The 20,723-nt window shown below is 69.2% G+C and carries 24 protein-coding genes; 11 read left to right on the top strand and 13 right to left on the bottom strand.

The genetic code is table 11. From position 1 onward, the window contains the following. Nucleotides 1-138: 138 nt before the first annotated feature. On the bottom strand, nt 139-855 hold the full coding sequence (locus ACVBD7_RS10475; protein ID WP_458097424.1) for a gamma-glutamylcyclotransferase: 717 nt from the start codon (nt 853-855) through the stop codon (nt 139-141). A gap of 128 nt (nt 856-983) precedes the next feature. Here ACVBD7_RS10475 and ACVBD7_RS10470 point away from each other — a divergent pair, with 128 nt between their 5' ends. After that, complete coding sequence (locus ACVBD7_RS10470; RefSeq protein WP_458097423.1) at nt 984-2,570, top strand: ABC transporter substrate-binding protein; 1,587 nt, start codon at nt 984-986, stop codon at nt 2,568-2,570. 91 nt (nt 2,571-2,661) lie between these two features. On the opposite strand, the gene rpsU is transcribed toward ACVBD7_RS10470, so the two are convergent. Beyond that, complete coding sequence (rpsU, locus tag ACVBD7_RS10465; RefSeq protein WP_043829268.1) at nt 2,662-2,865, bottom strand: 30S ribosomal protein S21; 204 nt, start codon at nt 2,863-2,865, stop codon at nt 2,662-2,664. 252 nt (nt 2,866-3,117) lie between these two features. On the opposite strand from rpsU, the gene def reads away from it, so the two are divergent. The 3 genes from def (at nt 3,118) to ACVBD7_RS10450 (ending at nt 4,997) form a co-directional block, all read left to right on the top strand. Beyond that, nucleotides 3,118-3,654 carry a peptide deformylase gene (def, locus tag ACVBD7_RS10460; RefSeq protein ID WP_458097422.1) on the top strand — a complete coding sequence of 179 codons (537 nt, stop codon included), beginning with the start codon at nt 3,118-3,120 and terminating at the stop codon, nt 3,652-3,654. Further along, the gene (locus tag ACVBD7_RS10455; RefSeq protein ID WP_458097421.1) at nt 3,651-4,232 is read left to right on the top strand and encodes a COQ9 family protein; all 582 of its coding nucleotides are present in this window, start codon (nt 3,651-3,653) and stop codon (nt 4,230-4,232) included. The genes def and ACVBD7_RS10455 overlap by 4 nt, the downstream gene beginning before the upstream one ends. A 213-nt stretch (nt 4,233-4,445) precedes the next feature. After that, nucleotides 4,446-4,997 carry a hypothetical protein gene (locus ACVBD7_RS10450; RefSeq protein WP_458097420.1) on the top strand — a complete coding sequence of 184 codons (552 nt, stop codon included), beginning with the start codon at nt 4,446-4,448 and terminating at the stop codon, nt 4,995-4,997. Between the two features lie 742 nt (nt 4,998-5,739). Here ACVBD7_RS10450 and ACVBD7_RS10445 read toward each other — a convergent pair. The 4 genes from ACVBD7_RS10445 to ACVBD7_RS10430 all read right to left on the bottom strand — a co-directional run bounded on the left by ACVBD7_RS10445 (nt 5,740) and on the right by ACVBD7_RS10430 (nt 8,880). Further along, nucleotides 5,740-6,864, bottom strand: coding sequence for an OmpA family protein (locus ACVBD7_RS10445; protein WP_458097419.1), 1,125 nt, complete (start codon nt 6,862-6,864; stop codon nt 5,740-5,742). A gap of 179 nt (nt 6,865-7,043) precedes the next feature. Continuing rightward, entirely contained in the window at nt 7,044-8,186 is a 1,143-nt protein-coding gene (locus ACVBD7_RS10440; RefSeq protein WP_458097418.1) for a 5-(carboxyamino)imidazole ribonucleotide synthase, read from the bottom strand. Then, the gene (purE, locus tag ACVBD7_RS10435; RefSeq protein WP_458097417.1) at nt 8,183-8,683 is read right to left on the bottom strand and encodes a 5-(carboxyamino)imidazole ribonucleotide mutase; all 501 of its coding nucleotides are present in this window, start codon (nt 8,681-8,683) and stop codon (nt 8,183-8,185) included. The genes ACVBD7_RS10440 and purE overlap by 4 nt, the downstream gene beginning before the upstream one ends. Next, nucleotides 8,680-8,880, bottom strand: a complete 201-nt coding sequence (locus ACVBD7_RS10430; protein WP_458097416.1) for a YdcH family protein — start codon at nt 8,878-8,880, stop codon at nt 8,680-8,682. Before ACVBD7_RS10430 ends, purE begins: the two co-directional genes overlap by 4 nt. Before the next feature lie 192 nt (nt 8,881-9,072). Between ACVBD7_RS10430 and ACVBD7_RS10425 the strand changes: the two genes are divergently transcribed. Beyond that, nucleotides 9,073-9,255 (top strand): YdcH family protein, encoded by a 183-nt coding sequence (locus tag ACVBD7_RS10425; RefSeq protein ID WP_458097415.1) that lies wholly within the window; start codon nt 9,073-9,075, stop codon nt 9,253-9,255. 88 nt (nt 9,256-9,343) lie between these two features. Here ACVBD7_RS10425 and ACVBD7_RS10420 read toward each other — a convergent pair whose 3' ends face one another. Continuing rightward, complete coding sequence (locus ACVBD7_RS10420; RefSeq protein WP_458097414.1) at nt 9,344-9,898, bottom strand: DUF1013 domain-containing protein; 555 nt, start codon at nt 9,896-9,898, stop codon at nt 9,344-9,346. A 130-nt stretch (nt 9,899-10,028) separates the two neighbouring features. Here ACVBD7_RS10420 and ACVBD7_RS10415 point away from each other — a divergent pair, with 130 nt between their 5' ends. Then, entirely contained in the window at nt 10,029-10,220 is a 192-nt protein-coding gene (locus ACVBD7_RS10415) for a DUF1192 family protein (protein WP_458097413.1), read from the top strand. 103 nt (nt 10,221-10,323) lie between these two features. On the opposite strand, the gene ACVBD7_RS10410 is transcribed toward ACVBD7_RS10415, so the two are convergent. Next, nucleotides 10,324-10,818, bottom strand: coding sequence for an Hsp20 family protein (locus tag ACVBD7_RS10410; protein WP_458097412.1), 495 nt, complete (start codon nt 10,816-10,818; stop codon nt 10,324-10,326). 217 nt (nt 10,819-11,035) lie between these two features. Next, on the bottom strand, nt 11,036-11,263 hold the full coding sequence (rpmE, locus tag ACVBD7_RS10405; RefSeq protein ID WP_458097411.1) for a 50S ribosomal protein L31: 228 nt from the start codon (nt 11,261-11,263) through the stop codon (nt 11,036-11,038). A 166-nt stretch (nt 11,264-11,429) separates the two neighbouring features. Between rpmE and ACVBD7_RS10400 the strand changes: the two genes are divergently transcribed. The 4 genes from ACVBD7_RS10400 (at nt 11,430) to ACVBD7_RS10385 (ending at nt 16,111) form a co-directional block, all read left to right on the top strand. Next, nucleotides 11,430-12,173, top strand: a complete 744-nt coding sequence (locus ACVBD7_RS10400; protein WP_458097410.1) for a glucose 1-dehydrogenase — start codon at nt 11,430-11,432, stop codon at nt 12,171-12,173. 119 nt (nt 12,174-12,292) lie between these two features. After that, the gene (gene pdxY / locus ACVBD7_RS10395) at nt 12,293-13,141 is read left to right on the top strand and encodes a pyridoxal kinase PdxY (RefSeq protein WP_458097409.1); all 849 of its coding nucleotides are present in this window, start codon (nt 12,293-12,295) and stop codon (nt 13,139-13,141) included. Nucleotides 13,142-13,233: 92 nt separating this feature from the next. Next, nucleotides 13,234-14,217 carry a TAXI family TRAP transporter solute-binding subunit gene (locus ACVBD7_RS10390; RefSeq protein WP_458097408.1) on the top strand — a complete coding sequence of 328 codons (984 nt, stop codon included), beginning with the start codon at nt 13,234-13,236 and terminating at the stop codon, nt 14,215-14,217. 10 nt (nt 14,218-14,227) lie between these two features. Beyond that, on the top strand, nt 14,228-16,111 hold the full coding sequence (locus ACVBD7_RS10385; RefSeq protein ID WP_458097407.1) for a TRAP transporter permease: 1,884 nt from the start codon (nt 14,228-14,230) through the stop codon (nt 16,109-16,111). A 98-nt stretch (nt 16,112-16,209) separates the two neighbouring features. On the opposite strand, the gene ACVBD7_RS10380 is transcribed toward ACVBD7_RS10385, so the two are convergent. From ACVBD7_RS10380 to ACVBD7_RS10365, 4 genes are read right to left on the bottom strand one after another with little or no spacing between them, the layout of a single operon-like run. Then, a complete protein-coding gene (locus ACVBD7_RS10380) occupies nt 16,210-16,608 on the bottom strand; it encodes a DUF3574 domain-containing protein (RefSeq protein ID WP_458097406.1) in 399 nt (132 codons plus the stop codon). After that, nucleotides 16,605-16,940, bottom strand: coding sequence for a DMT family transporter (locus ACVBD7_RS10375; protein WP_458097405.1), 336 nt, complete (start codon nt 16,938-16,940; stop codon nt 16,605-16,607). Before ACVBD7_RS10375 ends, ACVBD7_RS10380 begins: the two co-directional genes overlap by 4 nt. Continuing rightward, nucleotides 16,937-18,013 (bottom strand): glycosyltransferase family 2 protein, encoded by a 1,077-nt coding sequence (locus tag ACVBD7_RS10370; protein WP_458097404.1) that lies wholly within the window; start codon nt 18,011-18,013, stop codon nt 16,937-16,939. The genes ACVBD7_RS10375 and ACVBD7_RS10370 overlap by 4 nt, the downstream gene beginning before the upstream one ends. Nucleotides 18,014-18,018: 5 nt before the next feature. After that, nucleotides 18,019-18,744: a class I SAM-dependent methyltransferase gene (locus tag ACVBD7_RS10365; protein WP_458097403.1), complete on the bottom strand. Its 726-nt coding sequence runs from the start codon at nt 18,742-18,744 to the stop codon at nt 18,019-18,021. Nucleotides 18,745-19,031: 287 nt separating this feature from the next. On the opposite strand from ACVBD7_RS10365, the gene ACVBD7_RS10360 reads away from it, so the two are divergent. Continuing rightward, nucleotides 19,032-20,720: a hypothetical protein gene (locus ACVBD7_RS10360; protein ID WP_458097402.1), complete on the top strand. Its 1,689-nt coding sequence runs from the start codon at nt 19,032-19,034 to the stop codon at nt 20,718-20,720. Nucleotides 20,721-20,723: the final 3 nt, after the last annotated feature.

Genomic DNA, 20,723 nt, shown 5'->3' with positions numbered 1-20,723 from the left:
ACTCTTCTTGTCCCGTGGTTCTCGGCCTTCTCCTGGCGCTGTCCCTGCGCTGGCCAGTTCCGGCCTCAATGATGCCACGGCTATCCTGCTGAGCGGGCATACCATGTCTGTCTATAGTTTGGCGCAACCCAATGTCGTTCAGTCCGGTGCGCTGACGGCCGGTGGTACGGGGCTCGCAGTCAGCCGCCGCGCGACCTCAGCCTCCAGACTCTCCAGCATCGCGTCGCGCATCCCGTGCTTGCGAAGCGTCTCGGCGGCCTCCAGCAGGTAGGCTGCGGCGGGTCCGTTCGGGCCGTGAGCGCGGGATAGCATGTCTGCGACCGTACCGACCGGCAGCTCTCCGACATGGTTCGCACAGTCGGGCCGAGAGACGAAGCACAGCGCCTTGATCGGCGCACCACCGGGATCTCGGCTGGCGTGCATCACCGCCTCCTGCCACTGCGGCGTGTAGAAGCCCGGCCCCATCTCCTGCTTCCAGACCGGCCAGAGGCGCTCCTCCACGGAGGGGCCGGGCAGGTGCAGCAACAAACCCGGGCAGGCGAGGGCAGGGACCTTCTCCAGCCCAAGGGTGAGCCCCGGCACGGCCTTAGTGCCGCGATCCTCGGTGTCCCTCAGCGTGTAGCGGCGGGCAAAGCCGGGCAGGCGGGCTGCGGCGACGATGTCCGGGTTGCTCTCCGTGTGCCTCCACATCAGCGCACCATAGGCGAAGACCCAGATCCCGAGTGTGGGATCGCGGCCATGAAGGAAGACCTGCATTTCCGCGCGGAGCCGCAGCTCGTCCCGTTCCGGCAACACGGTGCCGGGGAGAGAGGGCGGCACGGCGCGCGCGATCAGGTCCTGGGTGAGCTGGGGCATCAGGGCATCCGGCGGGTTCCCGGGCGGAACGCGCGAGGCGCCACCGGGTTCTGCGGCGCGGTGCGCCTCGCGTGACGCGGCGCGCGCGGCGTGCTGCGATGCGGCCTGCAATGACCAGGACCGCCCCGATGCGCAGACGGCATATTCTTTCCGGCGCGGGCTTCGGCCTGGCCGCCCTCGCCACGCCTGGTATCGCTCAGGCGCAGGGACGGCGGGTGCTGAAGTTCATCCCGCAGGCGGATCTCTCCACCCTCGATCCGCACTGGAATACCGCCTACGTCACCCGCAACCACGGCTTCATGGTGTTCGATACCCTCTACGGCACCGATGCCGACTACGCGCCGCAGCCGCAGATGGTGGAGGGCCACAGCGTCGAGGAGGATGGCCGCCGCTGGACGCTGACGCTGCGCGACGGCTTGCGCTGGCATGATGGCGAGCCGGTGCTGGCGCGGGACTGCGTCGCCTCCATCCGCCGCTGGGCCAGCCGGGACGGTTTCGGCGCCACGCTGATGGCGGCGACCGACGAGCTCTCCGCCCCCGATGACCGCCGCATCCTGTTTCGCCTGAAACGTCCCTTCCCGATGCTTCCTCATGCCCTCGGCAAGTTCGGCGTGTTCATGCCGGCGATGATGCCCGAGCGGCTGGCTCGCACGGCCGGCACCGCGCAGGTGACCGACATGGTCGGTTCCGGCCCGTTCCGCTTTCTGGCGGACGAGCGGGTGCCAGGCGCGCGGGCCGTTTATGCCCGGAACGAACGCTACGTCCCGGCCCCTGGCACCCCGAGCGGCACGGCCGGCGCGAAGGTGGTGAACCTGGACCGGGTGGAATGGCTGACCACCCCCGATCCTTCGACGGCCGCCAGCGCCCTGCAGGCGGGCGAGGTAGACTGGTGGGATTTCGCGACACCGGACCTGCTGTCACTGCTCCGCCGCAACCGCAACATCACGGTCGGCGTGCTGGACCGCGCCGGCTACATGGCCAGCTTCCGCATGAACCACCTGCACCCGCCTTTCGACAATCCGGACGTGCGACGGGCCGTGCTGGGCGCTGTGAACCAGACGGATGAGATGATCGCCTGCGCCGGCAACGACCCGGCGATGTGGACGGTGCCCTGTGGCGTTTTCACCCCCGGCAGTCCCCTGGCGAATGATGTGGCGCTGGATGTGCTCGCCCGCCCGCGCGACCTCCAGCGCTCACGCCTCGAACTGGCCGCGGCGGGCTACAAGGGCGAGCCGGTAGTGTTCCTGGTGCCCACCGACCTCCCGCATGTGAACGCCATGAGCGAGGTGATGGCGGACACGCTGCGGAAGATCGGGATGGTGGTGGACTACCAGGCGATCGATTGGGGATCCGTGCTCACCCGTCGCGGCAGCCGGGCGGCGCCGGGGCAGGGGGGATGGAGCGCCTTCGTCACGTTCAGCGCGGGGGCAGACAATGCGACGCCCGCGGCAAACACCCAGCTGCGGGCCAACGGTACGGCGGGCTGGTTCGGCTGGCCCGACGACCCGGAGATCGAGACGCTACGCGGTGAGTGGTTCGATGCGCCCGACGAAGGCGCCCAGCGCGCCGTGGCCGGACGGATGCAGCGGCGGGCTTTCGAGACGGTGCCCTTCGTCCCACTCGGCCAATACTTCCAGGCGACCGCTTACCGGAACACGCTGACCGACGTGATCCCGAACTTCGCGACCTTCTGGAACCTCAAGAAGCGGTCCTGAAGGCACGCTAAAGCCGCGGTTCGCGGGGATTTACCCCGCGCCGCGGCCTGAACGTCATCGGTTTTCCTCCCCGTGGGCGGGGAGGGAGGGCTCAGAAGCCCTCGCGCTCCAGGCGCTTGCGCTCGACCTTGCGAGCCCGGCGAACCGCCTCGGCGGCCTCACGGGCACGACGCTCGGAGGGCTTCTCGAAGTGGCGGCGGAGCTTCATCTCGCGGAAGACGCCCTCGCGCTGCAGCTTCTTCTTGAGCGCCTTCAGCGCCTGGTCGATGTTGTTGTCCCGAACGACGACTTGCACGCGGCAACGACCTCCTGGGTCAAAAGGGTGGATTAGTGAGACGGCTGAACGGCCGGAAGGAGCGACTCCATCCAGCGAAAGCCCGGCCGTTTAACATGCGCTGAGCGCCCGGTGGAAGCCCGAAACGCGCATCACCCGGCTTCAATTCCAGCCGGGGTGACGAATCCGAGCCCTGCCCCAACATCATTGGCAGGGCAGGGTTGCCCCGCCGTCTCGTCTGACCTTGTTTTACACGCCTTTTCTGGAAGTCCCATGGCCATCCTGAAGATCGCCCGGCTGGGCCATCCCGTACTGCTGCGCCGGGCCGAGCTGGTGCCCGACCCGACCGCGCCCGAAATGCGCCGCTTAGCCACCGACATGGCCGAGACGATGCTGGACGCCAATGGCCTCGGCCTTGCCGCACCCCAGGTGCATGTCCCGCTGCGGGTCTTCGTGATGCGCGATGGACCGCGAGTCTTCGCCCTCTTCAACCCGGAGATCGCGCCGCTGAATGAGGAGCGCGAGTCGGGTTGGGAGGGCTGCCTTTCCATTCCTGGCCTGCGGGGAGAGGTCAGCCGTGCCTCGCGCATCGCCTGGAAGGGCGTCGATTCTGAGGGGCGCGCCGTCGCCGGCGAGGCCGACGGCATGGCCGCCCGGGTCATGCAGCATGAGTTCGACCACTTGGAGGGGCTGCTCTATCCGATGCGGATGACCGATATGTCTCGGCTGGGCTTCACCGAGGAACTGGCGCGCTACCAGGCCCCGACGCCGGCACCGGCCGCCAAGGGCGGGCAGGAGGAAACGCGATGATCGAGCGCAGCCCCGAGCGTGACGCCGCCATCCTGGCGACCCTGCCACACGTGCCCCGGCTGGGCTGGACCGAGGCCGCGCTTGAGGCCGGGCTGCGCGGACTTGGCCAGGACCCCATGGCGCATCGCTGGCTTTTCCCGCGCGGGCCGGTGGGGGCCGTGGAGGCCTGGAGCGACCTGGCCGACCGGCGGATGGAGGAGGCCGCTGCCCGTGAGGATCTGGCTGCCCTGCGGATCCCCGATCGCATCCGGCGGGTGATCGCCATCCGGCTGGAAGGGACCGAGCCGCAGCGCGAGGCCTTCCGGCGCGGCCTGGCCTTGCTCACCCTGCCCTGGAACGCTGCCGCGGCGGCGCGCAGCCTCGCCCGCACCGCGGACACGATCTGGGCGGCGGCAGGCGACCGTTCGGCGGACTTTTCCTGGTACACGCGCCGCGCCTCGCTGGCCGGCATCTACGCTGCGACCGTCACCTATTGGCTGCGGGAGCCAGGAAGCCTTCAGGCCGCGCTGGATTTTCTTGACAGGCGGCTTGCCGACCTCGCGCGCATGCACCGGCCAAAGCGGCCGGATGCTGCCTGACGCTGGGATGTCATGCGTGGACAGGCTTGCAGCGCCAGGGTGTTCAGCTTCGGGCCTGCGCCTTGCCATGGCATTTCCGCCACGCGCTCTAAGTTGCTGACAGCACTCGGGACCTGCCTTCAAAAAGCCGCGTGCATCACGGCTTCCGACTCGATAGATGTTGGGCCGGGGCGGAGATGCCGCCCTTCAATGCCTCGGGAGACCCCGGTCCAGATGTCGCCGATCCGCTTTCTTGCCGCCGGCTTCGCCGCCGTGCTCGCCGCCGCCCCTGCCATGGCCCAGACCTGCGCCCAGCCGGCCGAGAAGGCCGCGTTCGACGTGCGCGCCCTCCAGAGCCAGCTGATGGTCGCTGCCCTGTCCTGCCAGCAGGACGAGCAGTACAACACCTTCGTGCGCCAGTATAAGGGCGAGCTTGAGGGCGCCTACCGCGGCATCAACGCGCATTTCCGCCGCACCGCCGGTGCGCGCGGCCAGTCCTCGCTGGACGGCTACATCACCTCGCTGGCGAACGCCCAGTCGCAGGACGGCATCCGCCAGGGTTCCAACTTCTGCCGCAACGTGACCCCGCTCTTTGCCGCCGCCCTGGCCGCGCCGAGGAACACCGAGGCGCTGGCGCAGCTGGCCGTGCTGAACAACCTTTCCAACCCGCATGGCCGCAGCGAGTGCGGTGGCGCCGCGGCGGCGACCCCGGCGCGCACTGCCCCGGAGCGTAGCGAGGGCCGTGGTACGGCCATCCGCCGTGTCTCCACCGCCCCGGCGCGCTAATCCGACAGGTTAGAGGGTTTCCCGGAAGGGCGCCGTGAGGCGCCCTTTCTCGTTTCAAGGGCGCCGCAGGGCGCCCTTCCTCGTTCTCCTGAACGCGGGCGGTGAGATGTGGTGTCCCTCGTCCCTTCGGTGAGGGCTCCGGCACTCGTCACCAAGTTGCCGGGCGGCGCCTCCAGCCCGACTCCGCCATATGTTCCGAAGCTGACCCATCCTCGGCGCTTACCTCGGCCTGCCGCACGATGCCTCGATCAAGTCTGCATCGTTCCCAACGGGGCGAGCTCGGCCGGATCTTGCGTCCGAGGCAGTCTGCAGAGGCATCCTGCAAGGCGGCTTTGACCAATGCTCGTTCCTCACTTGCCCGGCTCAAATCGAGGAGCAGTTCCGGCGGTCCCTCTCTCTCCGCCCAGGCAAGGTTCCCATGCAGGCTCTCGGGGCCGCAGTCCCGGCCTAGACCTCCGCAGGCTTCAAGGGAGTCGCGGGCGGCACGGAGAATGTGGAGATGCGCGGCAAGGCCGGGCTCGCGCGAAGCGGAGGCAGCGGCGCAGCCGACGAGGAATAGCAGCGGAACTACGACGCGCAGGCCTGAAATGCCTCCGGAAGCGAGAGGTGTGTCAGTGACCGCTGCGTACCCCTTCCCAGGCTGCCGATCCGCCTTGCCTGCCACGGTAGGCCACTAAAGCAGAAAGGGGCGGGACCCTTCGGTCCCACCCCCATCCAGTTCCCTCGCAGGAGGTCGTGCTGCTTAGCGCAGGACGATCTCGACGCGGCGGTTCTGCGGCTCACGCACGCCATCGGCGGTCGGGACCAGCGGACGGCTCTCGCCGAAGGCCTGGATCGACATCTGGCCGCGCGACACGCCACGGCGAGCGAGCTCGGCGGCAACCGCCTCGGCGCGGCGCTGCGACAGGCGCTGGTTGTACTGCGGCGTGCCCGAGCGGTCGGCATGGCCGGCCACTTCGATGCGCGTCGTGCCGGTGGAGTTCACCGCCTGGGCGGCCTCGGCGATGATCTGGCGGGCGCGGTCCGTCAGGTCAGCGCGGTCGAAGTCGAAGAACACCAGGTAGGTGCGGGCCGGGGCCGGGGCCACGGCGGGAGCCGGGGCGGCCGTCGCGACGGGCACAGGGCGCGGCGCGTTGAAGGCGTAGCGCAGACCGATCAGGACGGAGTGGTTGTAGTTGTCCACCTCGACGCGGTTGCGGGCAACCACGGTGCCGGTCGGGACGGCGTTGCCGCCGGCGACGCGGGTCGTGGACTGCAGCTCGGGCGACAGCGTGCCGAGGAAGCGGTACTCGGCGGTCAGGGCCAGGCCCGGGACGCCGAGGTTGAAGGCCACGCCGGCGATGCCCTGATAGGCGAACTGGCCGTCGGTGTCGTCGATCGTCAGCTGGCGGCTGCCAACGCCGGGAACGGCGAAGGTGCCGCGCACGCCGTCATACTCGGTCCAGGCATAGCCCGCGCCGGCGCCGATATACGGCGTGACGGGGAAGCCGGGGATGGCGAAGTCGAACAGCACGTTGCCCATCGCGCCGTAGGTGCGCGTGCGGCCGCCCTGGAAGGACGCGCGGCTGGCACCGGAGATGCTCAGCTCGTCCGTGTTGTTCTCACGGTAGTTGCCCTCGATCTCGAGGCGCAGGCCGTTGCCGAAGCCGTAGCCGAGGCTGCCGACGCCAACCCAGCCCATGTCGAAGTCGAGGCTGCCAGCGCGGCCGAGGTTGGTGTTGTTGAAGCCGATGACGTCGATGTCGGTCTTCTGCTGCCAGTTGAAGCCGGCACCGGCAGCGATGTAGAGGCCGGTGACAGGCTGGGCCTGCGCGGCGAGCGGCAGCGACATGATCGTCGCGGCCAGAAGGGCCTTCTTCAGGCTCATGATGTGAACTCCCGATCCACCAGGGGCGCGCTGCGCGAGGGTCAGGTGTTCTCCCGATTCCGGCGCCGCGTCAGAGCTATCTAACACTGCCCGTCCCCCTGCGCATCGCGCCACGCCACCGAGCGGGAGGGTTTCGGGGCGCTGTGGCCCGACTGCCACAGCACCCCCTGGCATTTCGGTCACAGCGGCTTGAGCAGCTCGGATTCTGCTGTGCCGGCCAAGCTGCCCAGGGGCAGTAGCCGCGTTGCATGGCCCATCTTCCGGCCAGGCCGGGCCTCGGCCTTGCCGTAGAGATGAACGGACACATCGGTCGCGCCCGTCAGGGATGGCCAGCGTGCCATTCCCTCTGGACCGACGAGGTTGCGCATTACTGCATCCGCGTGGCGCGTCGTCCCGGCAAGCGGCAGGCCGGCTACCGCGCGGGCGTGCTGGTCGAACTGGCTGGCCTGACAGGCCTCGATGGTCCAGTGGCCAGAATTATGGGGCCGGGGCGCGATCTCGTTCCCGAGCAGCCCGCCATCGGGCAGCAGGAAAAACTCAACAGCGAGTACGCCCACCAACTCCAAGGCTTCGGCGACCGCACCAGCGTGGCGGCGGGCAGCGGAGGCCGCCTCGGTCGGAAGCCGGGCCGGCGCAAAGGACAGGTCCAGGATGTGGTGGGCGTGCCGATTCTCAACCGCGTCGTAGGTCGCGACCGTGCCGTCCAAGGCGCGCGCGGCGACCGCCGAGATCTCAGCGGCGAAGGGCACAAAGGCCTCCGCGATCAGCGGGTGAGGGGAGAGGCGCTCCAGCGCTGCCTCGGCCTCCTCGGCAGTCCGCACCACGGCCTGGCCTCGGCCGTCATAGCCAAGGCGAGTCGTCTTCAGAACAGCCGGAAGCCCGACCTCTGCCAGGGCAGCCGGCAGGTCTGCGGCAGAATGCACCGCGGCCCAGGGGGCGACGGGAACGCCTGCCTTCTCCAGGAAGGCCTTCTCGACCAAGCGGTCCTGGCAAATCGAGAGCGCGCGAATGCCGGGGCGGCAGGGAACAAGCGCCGACAACCGGTCCAGCGTGGCGGCGGGGACGTTCTCGAATTCGAAGGTCACCACATCGACCGAGCGGGCGAAGCGGCCGAGCGCCTCCTCGTTTTCGTAGGGGGCGATGGTAACGAGAGGGGTGACCTGGGTTCCCGGCTCCCCGGCGGTCGGGGAATAGATGTGACAGCGGTACCCCAGGCGAGCGGCGGCCAGGGCCGTCATCCGCCCGAGCTGCCCGCCGCCAAGAATGCCGATGATGGAACCGGGCGGCAGCGGACCCGTAGCGGGAGGGCTGGAGAGTGTCACGCCGGGTTTTCCGCCACGCCCTCGGTCTGCGCGCGACGATGGGCGTCGAGGCGGTCGGCCAGGGCAGGGTCCGAAAGGGCGAGGATGGCAGCTGCCATTAGCGCCGCATTCACAGCCCCGGCGCGGCCGATAGCTAGCGTGCCGACAGGGATGCCGGCAGGCATCTGGACGATGGAGAGGAGCGAGTCCTGCCCCCGCAGCGCGTGGCTCTCCACCGGGACGCCGAGGACCGGCAGGCGGGTCATGCTCGCCGTCATGCCCGGTAGATGGGCGGCGCCCCCGGCGCCGGCGATGATGACGCGCAGCCCGCGCGCGACCGCGCCCTGGGCGTAATCCACCATGCGCTGCGGCGTGCGGTGGGCGGAGACAACGCGGCATTCATGCGGCACCTCCAGCCCTACCAGCATCTCAGCAGCGTGGCGCATGGTCTCCCAGTCCGAGCGGGAGCCCATGATGATGCCGACCAGCGGGGCGGCGTCCTTCATGGCGGCGCTCATGCGATGATGTCCGGCACCAGCCGGCTCTCCAACTGGGCAATTTCGTCCTTCAGCCGCAGCTTGCGCTTCTTCAGCCGTTGAAGCTGAAGCTGGTCGTGAAGGCTGTCCTCGAGGCGCAGGATGACGGTATCCAGGTCCCGGTGCTCGCTCCGCAGCTCGTGCAGGCGGCGGAGAAGGCTGTCGCGTTCGGCCAGCATGATCCCCCGGAAGGTCGGGCCGCCGTTCCGTCAGGCGGGACGGAGGGCGAGGTTCGGGTTGATAAGGGCGTGAGAGATGTCGCGCCCGGGCGTCGCGTTCACATATCATCCCTTGTGCGGCGGTGACAGTCGCCGTGCGGAGAGACCGATCGGACCCGATCAGACGAACCGAGCAGGAAGAGGATCACGCGTATGCTGAACCCGCACCGGCTACAGTCGCTCAAGGATCGTCACCACGCGCTCGACGCGCGTATTCTGGCGGAGGACGCCCGGCCCCAGCCGGACAGCCTCGAGCTGGCTCGGCTCAAGCGGGAAAAGCTTCGTCTCAAAGAGGAGATGGAGCGATTCGAAGCGCAGCGGCTCCGGCCGCAATAAGCCCGGGCAGCGGCCCGGCATAGAGAAGGGCGGGTCCCGAGGGGCCCGCCCACTTTTATTGCCCTGCCACGCAGCCTGGGCGGTAGCCTCAGGCCGCGTCGTCCTCTACCGCGGTCGGCACTGGCTGGGCGCCGATCGAGATGATCAGCGCGTTCAGGTCCGACTGGGAGCAGAGGCCGAGGATCACGGGATCGCGCGGCTTGATGTTGGCCGAGTTCCAGTGGCTGCGGTCCCGCACCTTAGCGATCGTCTCCTTGGTGGTGCCGAGCAGCTTGCCCACCTGGGCATCTGTCAGCTGGGGGTAGTTCCGCAGCAGCCAGGCAATGCCGTCCGGCCGGTCGTTGCGCTTGGCCACGGGCGTGTACTTGGCACCCTTGCCGCGCATCTTGGGCTGCGGAAGGCTGCTCTCCATCATCACCAGCCGGGCGTTCGGGTCCGCCTCGCAGCGCACGATCTCCTCGCGGGTCAGCTGGGCGTTCGACACCGGGTCGTAGCCGACGATTCCCTGCGCGACCTCGCCATCGGCGATGGCCTGGACCTCGAGCGGGTGCATCCCAACGAAATCGGCCACCTGGTCGAAGGTGAGGGAGGTCTTGTCGATCAGCCACACGGCGGTGGCCTTGGGCATCAGGGGCGTGGGCATTCGGGAACCTCGTCGCGCCCGGCGCGGGGCGGTCGGTGGGGGCATCTGGGCCCCGGGCTGTTGCGTGGGGATATAGAGAGGGGGATGAGGACGGTCAAAGCCCCAACCGGCCGTGACAGGAGACAGAAAGATGTTCGAGGAGGAACGGCCGCGCCCGGCCCAGCCCGGCTTTGCCCCGGCGGCGCTCGCGGAATGGCCCGAGGAAGCGTTGCGCCATTACATCGAGCAACTCAGGACGGAAATCGCGCGCGCCGAGGCGGCGATTGCTGCCCGGGCCAGCCAGAAGGCGGCGGCGGACGCCTTTTTCCGCAAACCGGGCTAGTCCCAACCGGCACAGGCCCGTGCCGTTCGCCGGAACGCAAAACGGCCGGCGGATCGCTCCGCCGGCCCCAGTTTCCTGTCAGGTAAGGTCAGGCAGGCTGCCCTCAGGCCGCCTGAGCCTGGCCCTCCTGGGTATTGGCCGCCTCGGCACGGCCCTCGATCGCCGGCTGCTGCGGGCGGGTGCTGCCGATGGTGATGCGGCGGGGCTTCAGAGCCTCGGGCACCTCACGGCGCAGAGCGACATGCAGGAGGCCGTTCTCAAGGTTCGCACCCTCGACGCGGATGTGGTCCGCGAGGACGAAGCGGCGCTCGAAGGCGCGGCCGGCGATGCCGCGGTGCAGGAAGCGGCTGTCATCGGAGGCCTGAGGGGCCTTGCCGGCAATCAGCAGCACGTTGTCCTGGGCGGTGATCTCGATGTCGTCCTGCCCGAAGCCAGCCACGGCCATCGTCAGCGTGTAGGCGTCATCCGCCGTGCGCTCGATGTTGTAGGGCGGGTAGGAAGGGGCATCGGCGGCCGCACGGGCCGTATCCGCCAGGCGAGCCAAACGGTCGAAGCCGATGGCGGTGCGGAAAAGGGGAGAGAAGTCGAGAGCGTTCACGAGAAACCTCCTGCAAGAGCAAGGTCATCGGTTGGCGTTGCGCGGCCTCCCGGCTGGTGCACCCCCGATTGGGCCGTGCGTCCGGTCCGCCTCACGTCAGCAGCCCCATTCGGGCGCCGCTGACAGACTAGAAATGGGAAAAGGGCCCCGGCGCTTCAAGCGCCGGAGCCCCTCCAGATATGCTCGCAGTGCAATCCCGCTATTTGCGGGAAGCAGATCAGGCTTTGCGGGCGCCGATGCCGGCGAACTTCTTGTTGAATTTGGCGATCTGGCCGCCCGTGTCCATCACGCGCTGCACGCCGGTCCAGGCCGGGTGGGACTTGGGGTCGATGTCCAGGCGAAGGGTGTCGCCCTCCTTCCCCATGCAGGAACGGGTCTTGTAGGTCGTGCCATCGGTCATGATGACCGTGATCTCGTGATACTCGGGGTGGATGTCGGGCTTCATCGGGCGGGTTCCATGTCTGATGGCGCCGCCGATGCCGACCGGAAGCGCGAAGGCGCGCGTTTAGCGGGCGGCCGGGCAGGGCGCAACCTCTCCGTGCGGCACCCGCGTTGACCGGCGGCCCGGCCCTTCCCAGAGTGCCCGGGCAAACGTCGATGGAACCGGAACCATGCGCCTCCAGGGCAAGATCGCGCTCGTCACAGGTGCCGCCTCCGGCTTCGGCGAGGGCATCGCGCGCGAATACGCGGCACAGGGCGCGAACGTGGCGGTGGCGGACCTCAATCTCGACGGCGCCCGGCGCGTCGCGGCCGAGATCGGGGGGCTGGCGCTCGGCGGGGACGTCTCGAAGGCGGCCGACATCGCCGCGATGGTGGAGGGCGCGGTGGCGGCCCTGGGCGGGCTCGACATCGTCGTGAACAACGCCGGCTGGACCTATCGCAACCAGCCCTCCGTCGATGTGGAGGAGGAGGAGTTCGACAGGGTCTTCGCCGTCAACGTGAAGTCGGTCTTCCTGATGGCAAAGTCCGCCTACCCCGTGCTGAAGGCGCGCGGCGGCGGCAGCTTCATCACCATTTCCTCCACCGCGGGGCTGCGGCCGCGGCCGGGGCTGACCTGGTACAATGGCACGAAGGGCGCGGTGAACACCTTCACCCAGGCCCTCGCGCAGGAATGGGCGGGTTCGAACGTGAGGGTGAACGCGGTTTGCCCGGTCATGGGCGGGACGGGCCTGACCTCGGCCTTCATGGGGGTGGAGGACACGCCGGAGAACCGGCAGCGCTTCATCGCCAGCATCCCGATCGGGCGCCTTTCCACCCCGGCCGACATTGCCAATGCCTGCGTCTGGTTGGCGGAGGATGCCTCCTCCTTCATCACCGGCATTCTGCTGCCCGTCGATGGCGGGCGCTGCGCCTGACGGCGCACGGGTGACAGGCGGGGCAGGGTGGGTCTAGTCAGGCCCGCCCGTTCAGACTGGCCCGCCGCACCCCGCGCGCGGCGGGCGGCAAGCTTCCACCGCGCGGGGTGGACGACGCGATGAACATCCTCTCGATCCAGTCCTGGGTCTCCTACGGCCATGTCGGCAATGCCAGCGCGGTATTTCCGCTGCAGCGCCTGGGGGCGGAGGTCTGGGCGGTGAACACCGTGCAGTTCTCTAACCACACCGGCTATGGCGCCTGGCGCGGCCAGGTCTTCGGCGCGGAGCTGATCGGGGACCTCGTCCAGGGGATCGAGGAGCGCGGCGCCCTGCCACGCTGCGATGCCGTGCTGTCCGGCTATATGGGCGACGCCACCATCGGTCAGGCGATCCTGGATGCGGCCGGCAAGGTGCGCGCTGCCAACCCGGCCGCGATCTGGTGCTGCGACCCTGTGATCGGCGATGTCGGGCGCGGCGTCTTCGTGCGGCCGGGCATTCCGGAGTTCATGCGCGAGCGTGCCGTACCGCAGGCCTCCATCGTCACCCCGAACCAGTTCGAGCTGGAATGGCTGACCGGCCACACCGTCAATTCCCTGAGCGATGCCAAGATCGCGGTAGCGGCACTGCTGGCGACCGGCCCGCGCACCGTGCTCGTCACCAGCCTGCAGGTGGAGGACACGCCGGAGGACTCTGTGGACCTGCTGGCGGCAGAGGAAGGGCGGTTCTGGCGCGTGCGTACGCCAAAGCTGCCCATCTCCGTCAATGGCGCAGGCGATGCGATGGCGGCGCTGTTCCTATTCCACCGACTTCGCTGGGACGACTCGCGCTTGGCCCTCTCGGCCGCGACCTCCTCGATTTACGGGCTGCTCCGGCGCACGGCGGAGGAGGGGTCGCGCGAGATCCTGACCGTCGCGGCGCAGGAGGAATTCGTCACCCCGTCCCGTGTGTTCATGGCCCAACCTTGTTAGGCAGGCAGCGCTGAAACGCGGCACGACCATTGCAGGCCATTGCAGGGACAGCGCAACATCCTGCACCCGCGACCCGCCCCTGGAGGCCGACCATGCTCCCCATCCTTCCGCGCCGCCTCCTGCTGGGCAGCGCCCTGGCCGTGCCCTTCATCCGCACCGCAAGCGCGCAGCAGACCTTCGAGTTCGTCGCGGGCTCTTTGGGCGGCGGCTGGTACACGATGGGCGCCGGGGTCGCGGCCCTCGCGAAGGACGAGGCCGACCTGCAGATCCGCGTGGTGCCCGGCGGCGGCCTGGCCAACCCGACGCGCATCAACAACGGCCAGTCCCAGATGGGCTGGGGCATCGACGCCTTCACCGCCGCCGCCGTACGGGGTGAGGAACCCTATCGCGCCAAGCATGAGCGCATTCGCACGCTCGGCACCGGCTACTCGCCGACGGAGCACAACTTCATCCGCGCCGCCGAGAAGCCGCTGGAGGACATGCGCGCCATTCTGACGCAGCGCGGACTGCGCCTTGGCTGCCCGCAGCGCTCATCCACGGACGAGATGACGCTGCAGCGCATCATGAAGTTCGTCGGCACCTCGCCGGAGAAGATCCGGGCGGAAGGCGGCGTCTATCTCAATGGCTCGTACAACGACATCGCCGCGGCCTATGGCGACGGGCAGGTGGACTATCTCTACTGCGCGCTCGCCAAGCCGGCGGCGATCCTGACGGAGTTGGGCCAGGGCCGCCGCACCTCCCGCCTCGTCGCCTTCCCCGACGATGTCCGCAAGCACCTGATCGACACCTATGCCTATAACGAGGGCGTCCTGCCCGCCGCCAGCTATCCGACGCTGCAGTCGGCCGACCTGAAGGTGACGACGATGGACAGCGTCATCGTCGTGCATGACACCGTGCCGGATGACGTCGCCTACAAGCTCACCAAGGTGCTGATCGCGGCGAAGGGCACGCGGCTGACGCAGATTCACGCTTCCATGGCGGCCTATGATCCGGCGGTGGCTTGGAGGTACCAGGGGGCGCCGCTGCATCCCGGTGCGGCGCGCGCTTATCGCGAATTCGCCGGCATGCCGGCCTGAGCGAACCGTCTTGCGCGCGTTGAAGGGGCCGCTCGGCCCGGTCCTGTCGGGATGGCTGGCGCTGGCTGCGGCGGTCCATCTCTATTTCGGTGGCACCGGTTTTCCGGAGCCGGTTGCCATGCGGGCCTTCCACCTGCTGGCTTTGGTGCCGCCGATCTTCCTGCTCTGGCCGGCCCGCGCCGCGAGCCCCATGTCCCGGCCGAGCCTGGTGGATTGGGCCTGGTTCGCCGCCGCCGCCGCGCCGCATCTCTGGGTGTGGTGGAACGCCGGTGCGGTGTCCGACCGCATGGAATATGTGGACGACTTCACGCCCGTGATGTCCGCCATGGCCGTGCTCGCTATCGTCACCCTGCTGGAAGCGACGCGGCGAGCGGTCGAGCCCGGGCTCGCCTGGATGGTGATTGCCAGCATCGCCTACATGGCGCTTGGCCACTTCCTGCCGGGCGTGCTGAACACGCGTCCCTTTTCGGTAGCGGAAATCCTTGAGGCGTCCTGGCTCGTCCCCACCGCCGGCGGCGTTTACGGGCCGCTGACGGGAATTGTCGCCACCACCATCGCGGTCTTCATCATCTTCGGCTCCTTCATGGCCGGGTCCGGCACGGGGCGACTGTTCAGCAACCTTGGTGCTGCCGCCGCAGGCCGCTTCACGGGTGGGCCGGCGAAGGTCGCGGTCATCACCTCCGGCCTGTTCGGCACGATGAGCGGCTCCTCCGTCTCGAACGTCATCACGACAGGCGCGATGACGATCCCGCTGATGAAGCGCATCGGCTACAAGCCGGCCGTCGCGGGCGGGATCGAGAGCGCCGCCAGCGTCGGCGGCGCGATCATGCCGCCCGTTATGGGCGCGGCCGCCTTCGTCATGGCCGAGATCACCAACATCGCCTATGGCGAGATCGTCGTCGCCGCCGCGATCGGCGCGGTGCTGTACTACTTCGCCATCCTTGCCGCCGTGCATTTCGAGGCCAAGCGCGCGGGCATGGCGCCGATGCCGAAATCCGAGATCCCGCCCTGGCGCGAGGTTCTGGCCGACGCCCATCTCGTCATCCCGATGGGCGTGCTCGTCTACCTGATGATGGAGCGCTGGTCGGGCAACTACGCGGCCTTCTGCGCGACGCTGGCGATGGTCGCCATCGCCATGCTCCGCCGCCGCACGCGCATGACGCCGCGCGCCATCTTCGAGAGCCTGCTGAATGCCGGGCTGACGATGGCGCCGCTCGCGGTCGCCATCGCCGGCGCCGGCATTGTCGTCTCGGCGCTGACGGCCACGGGCATGGTCGTAGCCTTCGGCGGCATCATCAAGGATCTGGCCGGCGGCTCGCTGCCGTTGCTGCTGTTCCTGCTGGCCTTCACCGTGCTGGTGCTCGGCATGGGTCTGCCGACCACGCCCTCCTACATCATCGCCGCCGCGATCGGCGTGCCGCAGCTCATCGCCATGGGCGTGGACGTGCTGTCCGCCCATCTCTTCCTGTTCTATTTCGCCGTGCTGGCGGATGCGACGCCGCCCGTCGCCGCCGCCGCCTTTGCCGCCGCCTCCATCGCCGGGGCAGGGCCAACGATCACCAGCCTGCACGCCACCCGCTTCGGCATCGCGGGATTCACCGTCGGCTTCGCTTTCATCTACGACCCCGGCATCATGATGCGCGGCAGCCTGTTGGAGATCCTGCTCGCCACCGCCATCCAGGTGGCGGCACTCGTGGCCATCACCTCGTCCTATGCGGGCTATCTGCTTGCCCCGATCGGGCCGGTGCCGCGCCTCTTGCTTGGGGCCGCGGGGTTGGTCGCGGCCTTCGTGCCGGTCATTCCCGCACCGGGACGCCTGGCGGTGGCCCTGGCCGCGATGGGGCTGGCCTGGGCGATGGGGCGGGTGGCGGCGCCGGCGCGAGGCGTGGCCTGAGCCTGTTGCTCCAGGGGGCGTCACCCCCTTGGACCCCTAACCAAGGAGCCTGCAGCTCCCCGGAACAAACCATGCATTTCTGCGCTTTGGCGGCGTGCTTAGAACCCTGCGCAAACCGTCCCGATGCTCCGCAGGACACTTTCCTGCCCGAAGCGCGCGGCATAAGCCGAAGCCAGCGCGCTGACGCGCCGGGAGGCCTCTTCCGCCGAAACCCCGGGCAGCACCAGCCACAGCAGCTTGGCCGGCTCCCGCACGATGTTCCCGTCCCGCGCGCGCCATTGTCCTGCAGCGTCGAGTGCTGTTAGCCCGTTGGGGAAGCGCGGCGTGGCCTCCTCCGCCAGGAAGGCGGACCAGTCGGCCTCGGTCACGCGCGGCGCGCCGTCCGGGCTGTGGCGGCCGAAGGCGATGGTAGCAACGGCCGCTGGGCCGGTACCGCCGGGGCAGGCCGGCGGCGCGGCGCAGGCGCCGAGGAGCAGAAGCGCCGCGAGCGCCCTCACGCCGTGGCGAGCACCACGACACCGACGCTGATGAGGCCGACCGCCGCGATCTTCTGCGCGTTCAGCGCCTCGCCGAAGGCGTAGTGCCCGATGAGCACGGCGACGACGTAGGAGGCGGCGGTGCAGGGAAGGGCGACCGACATCGGGATGCGCCGCAGCGCCACGATGTAGAGCAGCGCAGCGCCGCCATAGAGGCAGAGGCCGGCCATGGTGGGCAGGCGGAAGAGCTGCGTGATGAAGCCGCCCTCGCCGGTGGCGCCGCTCTTCAGCAGCACCTGGCCGGTGAGGGATGTGGCGATTGCAGCCGCCAGCATCAGCCAGTGCAGCGTCATGCCGCGTCCTCCACCCGCGCCGCGTCGCGCGCGGCGGGGCGGGCGCGGACGATTTCGCGCACCACGCCCTGGGGCGTACCGTTGGCCGAGAGGAAGGAGCGCCCGACATACTCGCCGAGCACGCCGAGGATGAGGAGCTGCACGCCCGAGATCAGCAGCGTCACCGTCATGGTCGAGGCCCAGCCCGAGGGCGTCTCGCCCATCATGGCCTCAATGATGACGAGGAAAGCGGCGACGAGGCCGAGGATGCCCATGGCCAGGCCCGCGAAGGTCGCGAGACGCACTGGCAGCAGCGAGAAGTTGGTGGCCAGGTTCAGCCACAGGCGCACCAGCCGGCGCAGCGTGTAGTTGCTGCGGCCTTCCACACGCTTGAGGTGCCGGACCTCGATGGAATCGATCCGCTGCGTCACCTGCATGATCAGCCCGTCGATATACGGATAGGGCCCGGCGTAGCGCGTGATCTCGCGGACCACGAGGGCCGACATGCAGCGGAAGGAGGAGAGATAGAGGCCCTTCGGCTTGTCGATCAGCAGGTCCGCGACCCAGTTCGCGAAGCGGCTTCCGAGGTTGCGCCAGCCTTCATGCTCCTTGACCGCGTAGCGGGTGTAGACCACATCGAAATTCCCGAGGCGGGCGTGGTCGTACAGCTTCAGCACCTCCTCCGGCGGGTTCTGCAGGTCGTCATCCATGGTGATGACATAGGCCCCGCGCGCGACGCGCAGGCCGGACATGACTGCGTTGTGCTCGCCGAAATTGCGGGCATGCTCGACATAGGTCAGCGGGACGCTGGCCTCCGCGGCCAGCCGACGGCAGACCTCACCGGAATTGTCGGGCGAGCCGTCATTGACGAGGACGATCTCGATCCCGCCGACCGGATGCAGTTCGGAAAGGGCGGCAACGAGCATGCCGACCGTCGCCGCGCCACGGTAGACGGGCACGACGATGGAAAGCCCGATGGCGGGCTGGCCGATGGAGTCGGTATGGGGCACCAGGCTGTCCTGCGGGCGCATGGGGCGGGGGTCCTCAAGGGCGGAGAGGGGGGCGGCATCGCCGCGGGAAAAGGGTCCGGTCATCGCGTTCAGGGCCGTGTCGCGGTCACCAGCACGGAGCCGCCGGCGGGAAGGGAGAGGCCGGCGCGGCGTTCCACCTCGCTCACCCCGTGCAGCATTCGGTCCAGCCAGGGCGGGAAGTCGCCGACATCGCTCGCATGGTCCTCGCCACGGGCCAGCACCTTCCGCTGCAGGACCATGAGCGGCAGCAGCAGGCTGTTCCAGTAGCGCGTCGAAACATCGGCGAAGCCCGCGGCGCGCAGCACAGAGGCGGCGCCCGATGCGGTGTAGCGGCGGGCATTGTGCACGCGCACGTCATGCGCCGAGAACATCCAGGCGAAGGCCGGCAGGTTCAGCACCAGCGTCGCGCCCGGGGCGAGCACCCGGTGCAGCTCGGCCAATGCGCGCTCCTGGTTCACGGCCGCATGGCACAGCACGTCCACCGAGACGGCGGCGCCAAAGGCGGCATCGGGGAAGGGCAGGTCGTTCACGGTCCCGCCCGTGGTCGGCTGGCCGGATTTGGCGGCGGCGCGCGCAGCGGCGGCGGGGTTGTAGTCCAGTCCGATGGCGGGCCGGCGTGTGGACTCGGCCAGACGGCGCAGGAAGCCGCCCGTTCCACAGCCGGCATCCAGCACCGGCAGCCCCGACAGGCCCGGGCGGGCGGCGAGGACGCCCAGAAGGCGCGCATGGATGGCGCGGTACCACCACATCCGCTCCTCGGCGGCATCCATCAGGGCGTATTCGGCATCTTCCAAGGCGGGCTCGCGGAGGTTGGGGCTGTTCAGGCTTCCGGGCTGGGCAGGGGCCGGCCGGGATCCGGCAAGGAGAGGGCGCGGTGCGCCCGCGGGAGGGCCGGGAAGGGCCTGCCAGGGGCACGCAGGGTTTGTGGCAGCGGCCTGCGGCAGCCACAAGGCGGCCCCGCCCAGGCCATGCCGCAATCGATGGGCATCGTTAAGGCGATCAGGGCTACAAGGCCCGCGGCAGCGGCCCTGGTTGCGCCGTGGCCCCCGCCCACCCAGGATGCGACCCAGACCCGCCAGGCATGAACGCTCCCGTCTCTCCCCACCGCGCCGCGTCGCCCACCACCGTTTCCATGGCATCCCCCATGGCCGGGTCGGTGGCGGCCGGGCCGCCGGCCTCCGCAACGCGCCCGGCGATCGCGGCCCTGGAGCGATCCGCGCTGATCGCACGCCTCTGGCGTGCGGCCGCGCTGCTGCCGGCGGGGCTGTTCCTGCTGACCGTGCTCTCCCCGCCGCTCAACCACGACGTCGCGGCGGTGCTGAACTTTACGCAGCGCTGGATCGCTGGCGAGCGGCTGTATTCCGAGCTGATCGACGTCAACCCGCCGCTGATCTTCGTGCTGAACCTTCTTCCCGGCTATTTGGCGGAGTTCCTGCCGCTGGACGGGGTGCAGGCGCTTCTGCTCTGCCTGCTGGGCCTGGCTGCCGGTTGCTGGTGGCTCTCGGCGCGGCTGCGCCAGGGCATGGCGGAGGGGCCGGTGGAAAAGGCGGCGCTCGCCGCCCTGGTGCCGCTGGCCCTCGTGCTTCCTGGCTACGATTTCGGGCAGCGCGAGGTGCTGATGGGCACCGTTGCAATCCCCTATGCCGTGCTGGCCGCGCGCCGGATGCTGGGCCTGCCCACCTCCCGCCGGATGACCTTCGGGGTGGCGGTGCTCGCGGCGCTGGGCTTCGCGTTAAAGCCGCATTTCCTCGGCGTGCCCCTGCTGGTGGAGGCTGCGGTCCTGCTGCGGCGGGCCTCGGCCGGCGGTTGGGGGCGGGTCGGCCCCGCGTTGAAGGCGGCGCTGTCGGATCCCGTGCCCTGGACGATGGCCGGGGTGTGGGTGCTCTACCTCGCCTCGATCCCGCTGCTCTTCCCGGATTTTTTCGGCCATGTCGTGCCACTGGTCTGGGACTACTACGTCTCCCTCGGCGGCCTCTCGGGCCTGGACGTTCTGCTGACCGAGAACCTGGGCGAGGCGACGCTGCTGCTGCTCATCATCTCCATCCTCTGCGTGGTCGGGCGCTTCGGGCCGCTGGTGCTCGCGCTCTGGGCGGCGATGGGCGGGGCCTTCCTTGCCGCCTGGGTGCAGCACAAGGGCTGGACCTATCATGTGGCACCCATCTTCATGCTGGGCGCCCTCACTGCGGGCGTGATGGCCGCGCGCTGGCTGGATGGCGCGCTTCCGGCCGTGCGCGCGCGCAACGCCGCCCCGGCGCTGGCGGCGGTGATGGCCGGGCTTCTCTTCGTCGGCATGGTGCGTGGCGGCGAGGCGCCGCTGCGCGAGATCAACTTCGAGCGGGACAAGGGTGGCCGGCTGACCGCCTGGCTGAAAGAGCATGCCTGGAACGAGCGGCTCCTCGTCCTCACCCCCGATATCTGGCCGATCTACCCGGCGCTCAATTACGCCCACAGCCAGTCCACCCTGCGCTTCATGAATCTGTGGCTGCTGCAAGGCGTGAACCAGGTCTGCCCAGACAATGGCGAGCGCTATCGCCAGCCCTGGGAAATGTCGCGCGCCGAGTTCTTCGTCTATCGCACGGTGGCCGAGGACTTTGCCGCCGCCCCGCCCTCGGCGGTACTGGTGACGCGGCATGTCGGCATTCCCTGGTGCGGCAGGGAGTTCGACTTCATCGAATATTTCAGCCGCCACCCGCTCTTCGCGGAGGCTTTCCGCAACTACCGCCAGCAGGGCGAGATCGAGGGTTACAAGCTCTACGTGCGCGAGGACTGAGGC

This window comes from Roseomonas sp. WA12 (genome assembly GCF_054165765.1).
Note: the sequence above shows the minus strand (reverse complement) of the source record. Positions and strands in the feature narration are given on the sequence as shown.

Bases quoted from the DNA above. Each gene is read 5' to 3' on its own strand.
- ACVBD7_RS10475 (WP_458097424.1), bottom strand. From the start codon at position 855: ATGCCCCAGCTCACCCAGGACCTGATCGCGCGCGCCGTGCCGCCCTCT.
- ACVBD7_RS10470 (WP_458097423.1), top strand. From the start codon at position 984: ATGCGCAGACGGCATATTCTTTCCGGCGCGGGCTTCGGCCTGGCCGCC.
- def (WP_458097422.1), top strand. From the start codon at position 3,118: ATGGCCATCCTGAAGATCGCCCGGCTGGGCCATCCCGTACTGCTGCGC.
- ACVBD7_RS10455 (WP_458097421.1), top strand. From the start codon at position 3,651: ATGATCGAGCGCAGCCCCGAGCGTGACGCCGCCATCCTGGCGACCCTG.
- ACVBD7_RS10450 (WP_458097420.1), top strand. From the start codon at position 4,446: ATGTCGCCGATCCGCTTTCTTGCCGCCGGCTTCGCCGCCGTGCTCGCC.
- ACVBD7_RS10445 (WP_458097419.1), bottom strand. From the start codon at position 6,864: ATGAGCCTGAAGAAGGCCCTTCTGGCCGCGACGATCATGTCGCTGCCG.
- purE (WP_458097417.1), bottom strand. From the start codon at position 8,683: ATGAGCGCCGCCATGAAGGACGCCGCCCCGCTGGTCGGCATCATCATG.
- ACVBD7_RS10430 (WP_458097416.1), bottom strand. From the start codon at position 8,880: ATGCTGGCCGAACGCGACAGCCTTCTCCGCCGCCTGCACGAGCTGCGG.
- ACVBD7_RS10425 (WP_458097415.1), top strand. From the start codon at position 9,073: ATGCTGAACCCGCACCGGCTACAGTCGCTCAAGGATCGTCACCACGCG.
- ACVBD7_RS10420 (WP_458097414.1), bottom strand. From the start codon at position 9,898: ATGCCCACGCCCCTGATGCCCAAGGCCACCGCCGTGTGGCTGATCGAC.
- ACVBD7_RS10415 (WP_458097413.1), top strand. From the start codon at position 10,029: ATGTTCGAGGAGGAACGGCCGCGCCCGGCCCAGCCCGGCTTTGCCCCG.
- rpmE (WP_458097411.1), bottom strand. From the start codon at position 11,263: ATGAAGCCCGACATCCACCCCGAGTATCACGAGATCACGGTCATCATG.
- ACVBD7_RS10400 (WP_458097410.1), top strand. From the start codon at position 11,430: ATGCGCCTCCAGGGCAAGATCGCGCTCGTCACAGGTGCCGCCTCCGGC.
- pdxY (WP_458097409.1), top strand. From the start codon at position 12,293: ATGAACATCCTCTCGATCCAGTCCTGGGTCTCCTACGGCCATGTCGGC.
- ACVBD7_RS10390 (WP_458097408.1), top strand. From the start codon at position 13,234: ATGCTCCCCATCCTTCCGCGCCGCCTCCTGCTGGGCAGCGCCCTGGCC.
- ACVBD7_RS10375 (WP_458097405.1), bottom strand. From the start codon at position 16,940: ATGACGCTGCACTGGCTGATGCTGGCGGCTGCAATCGCCACATCCCTC.
- ACVBD7_RS10370 (WP_458097404.1), bottom strand. From the start codon at position 18,013: ATGACCGGACCCTTTTCCCGCGGCGATGCCGCCCCCCTCTCCGCCCTT.
- ACVBD7_RS10360 (WP_458097402.1), top strand. From the start codon at position 19,032: ATGAACGCTCCCGTCTCTCCCCACCGCGCCGCGTCGCCCACCACCGTT.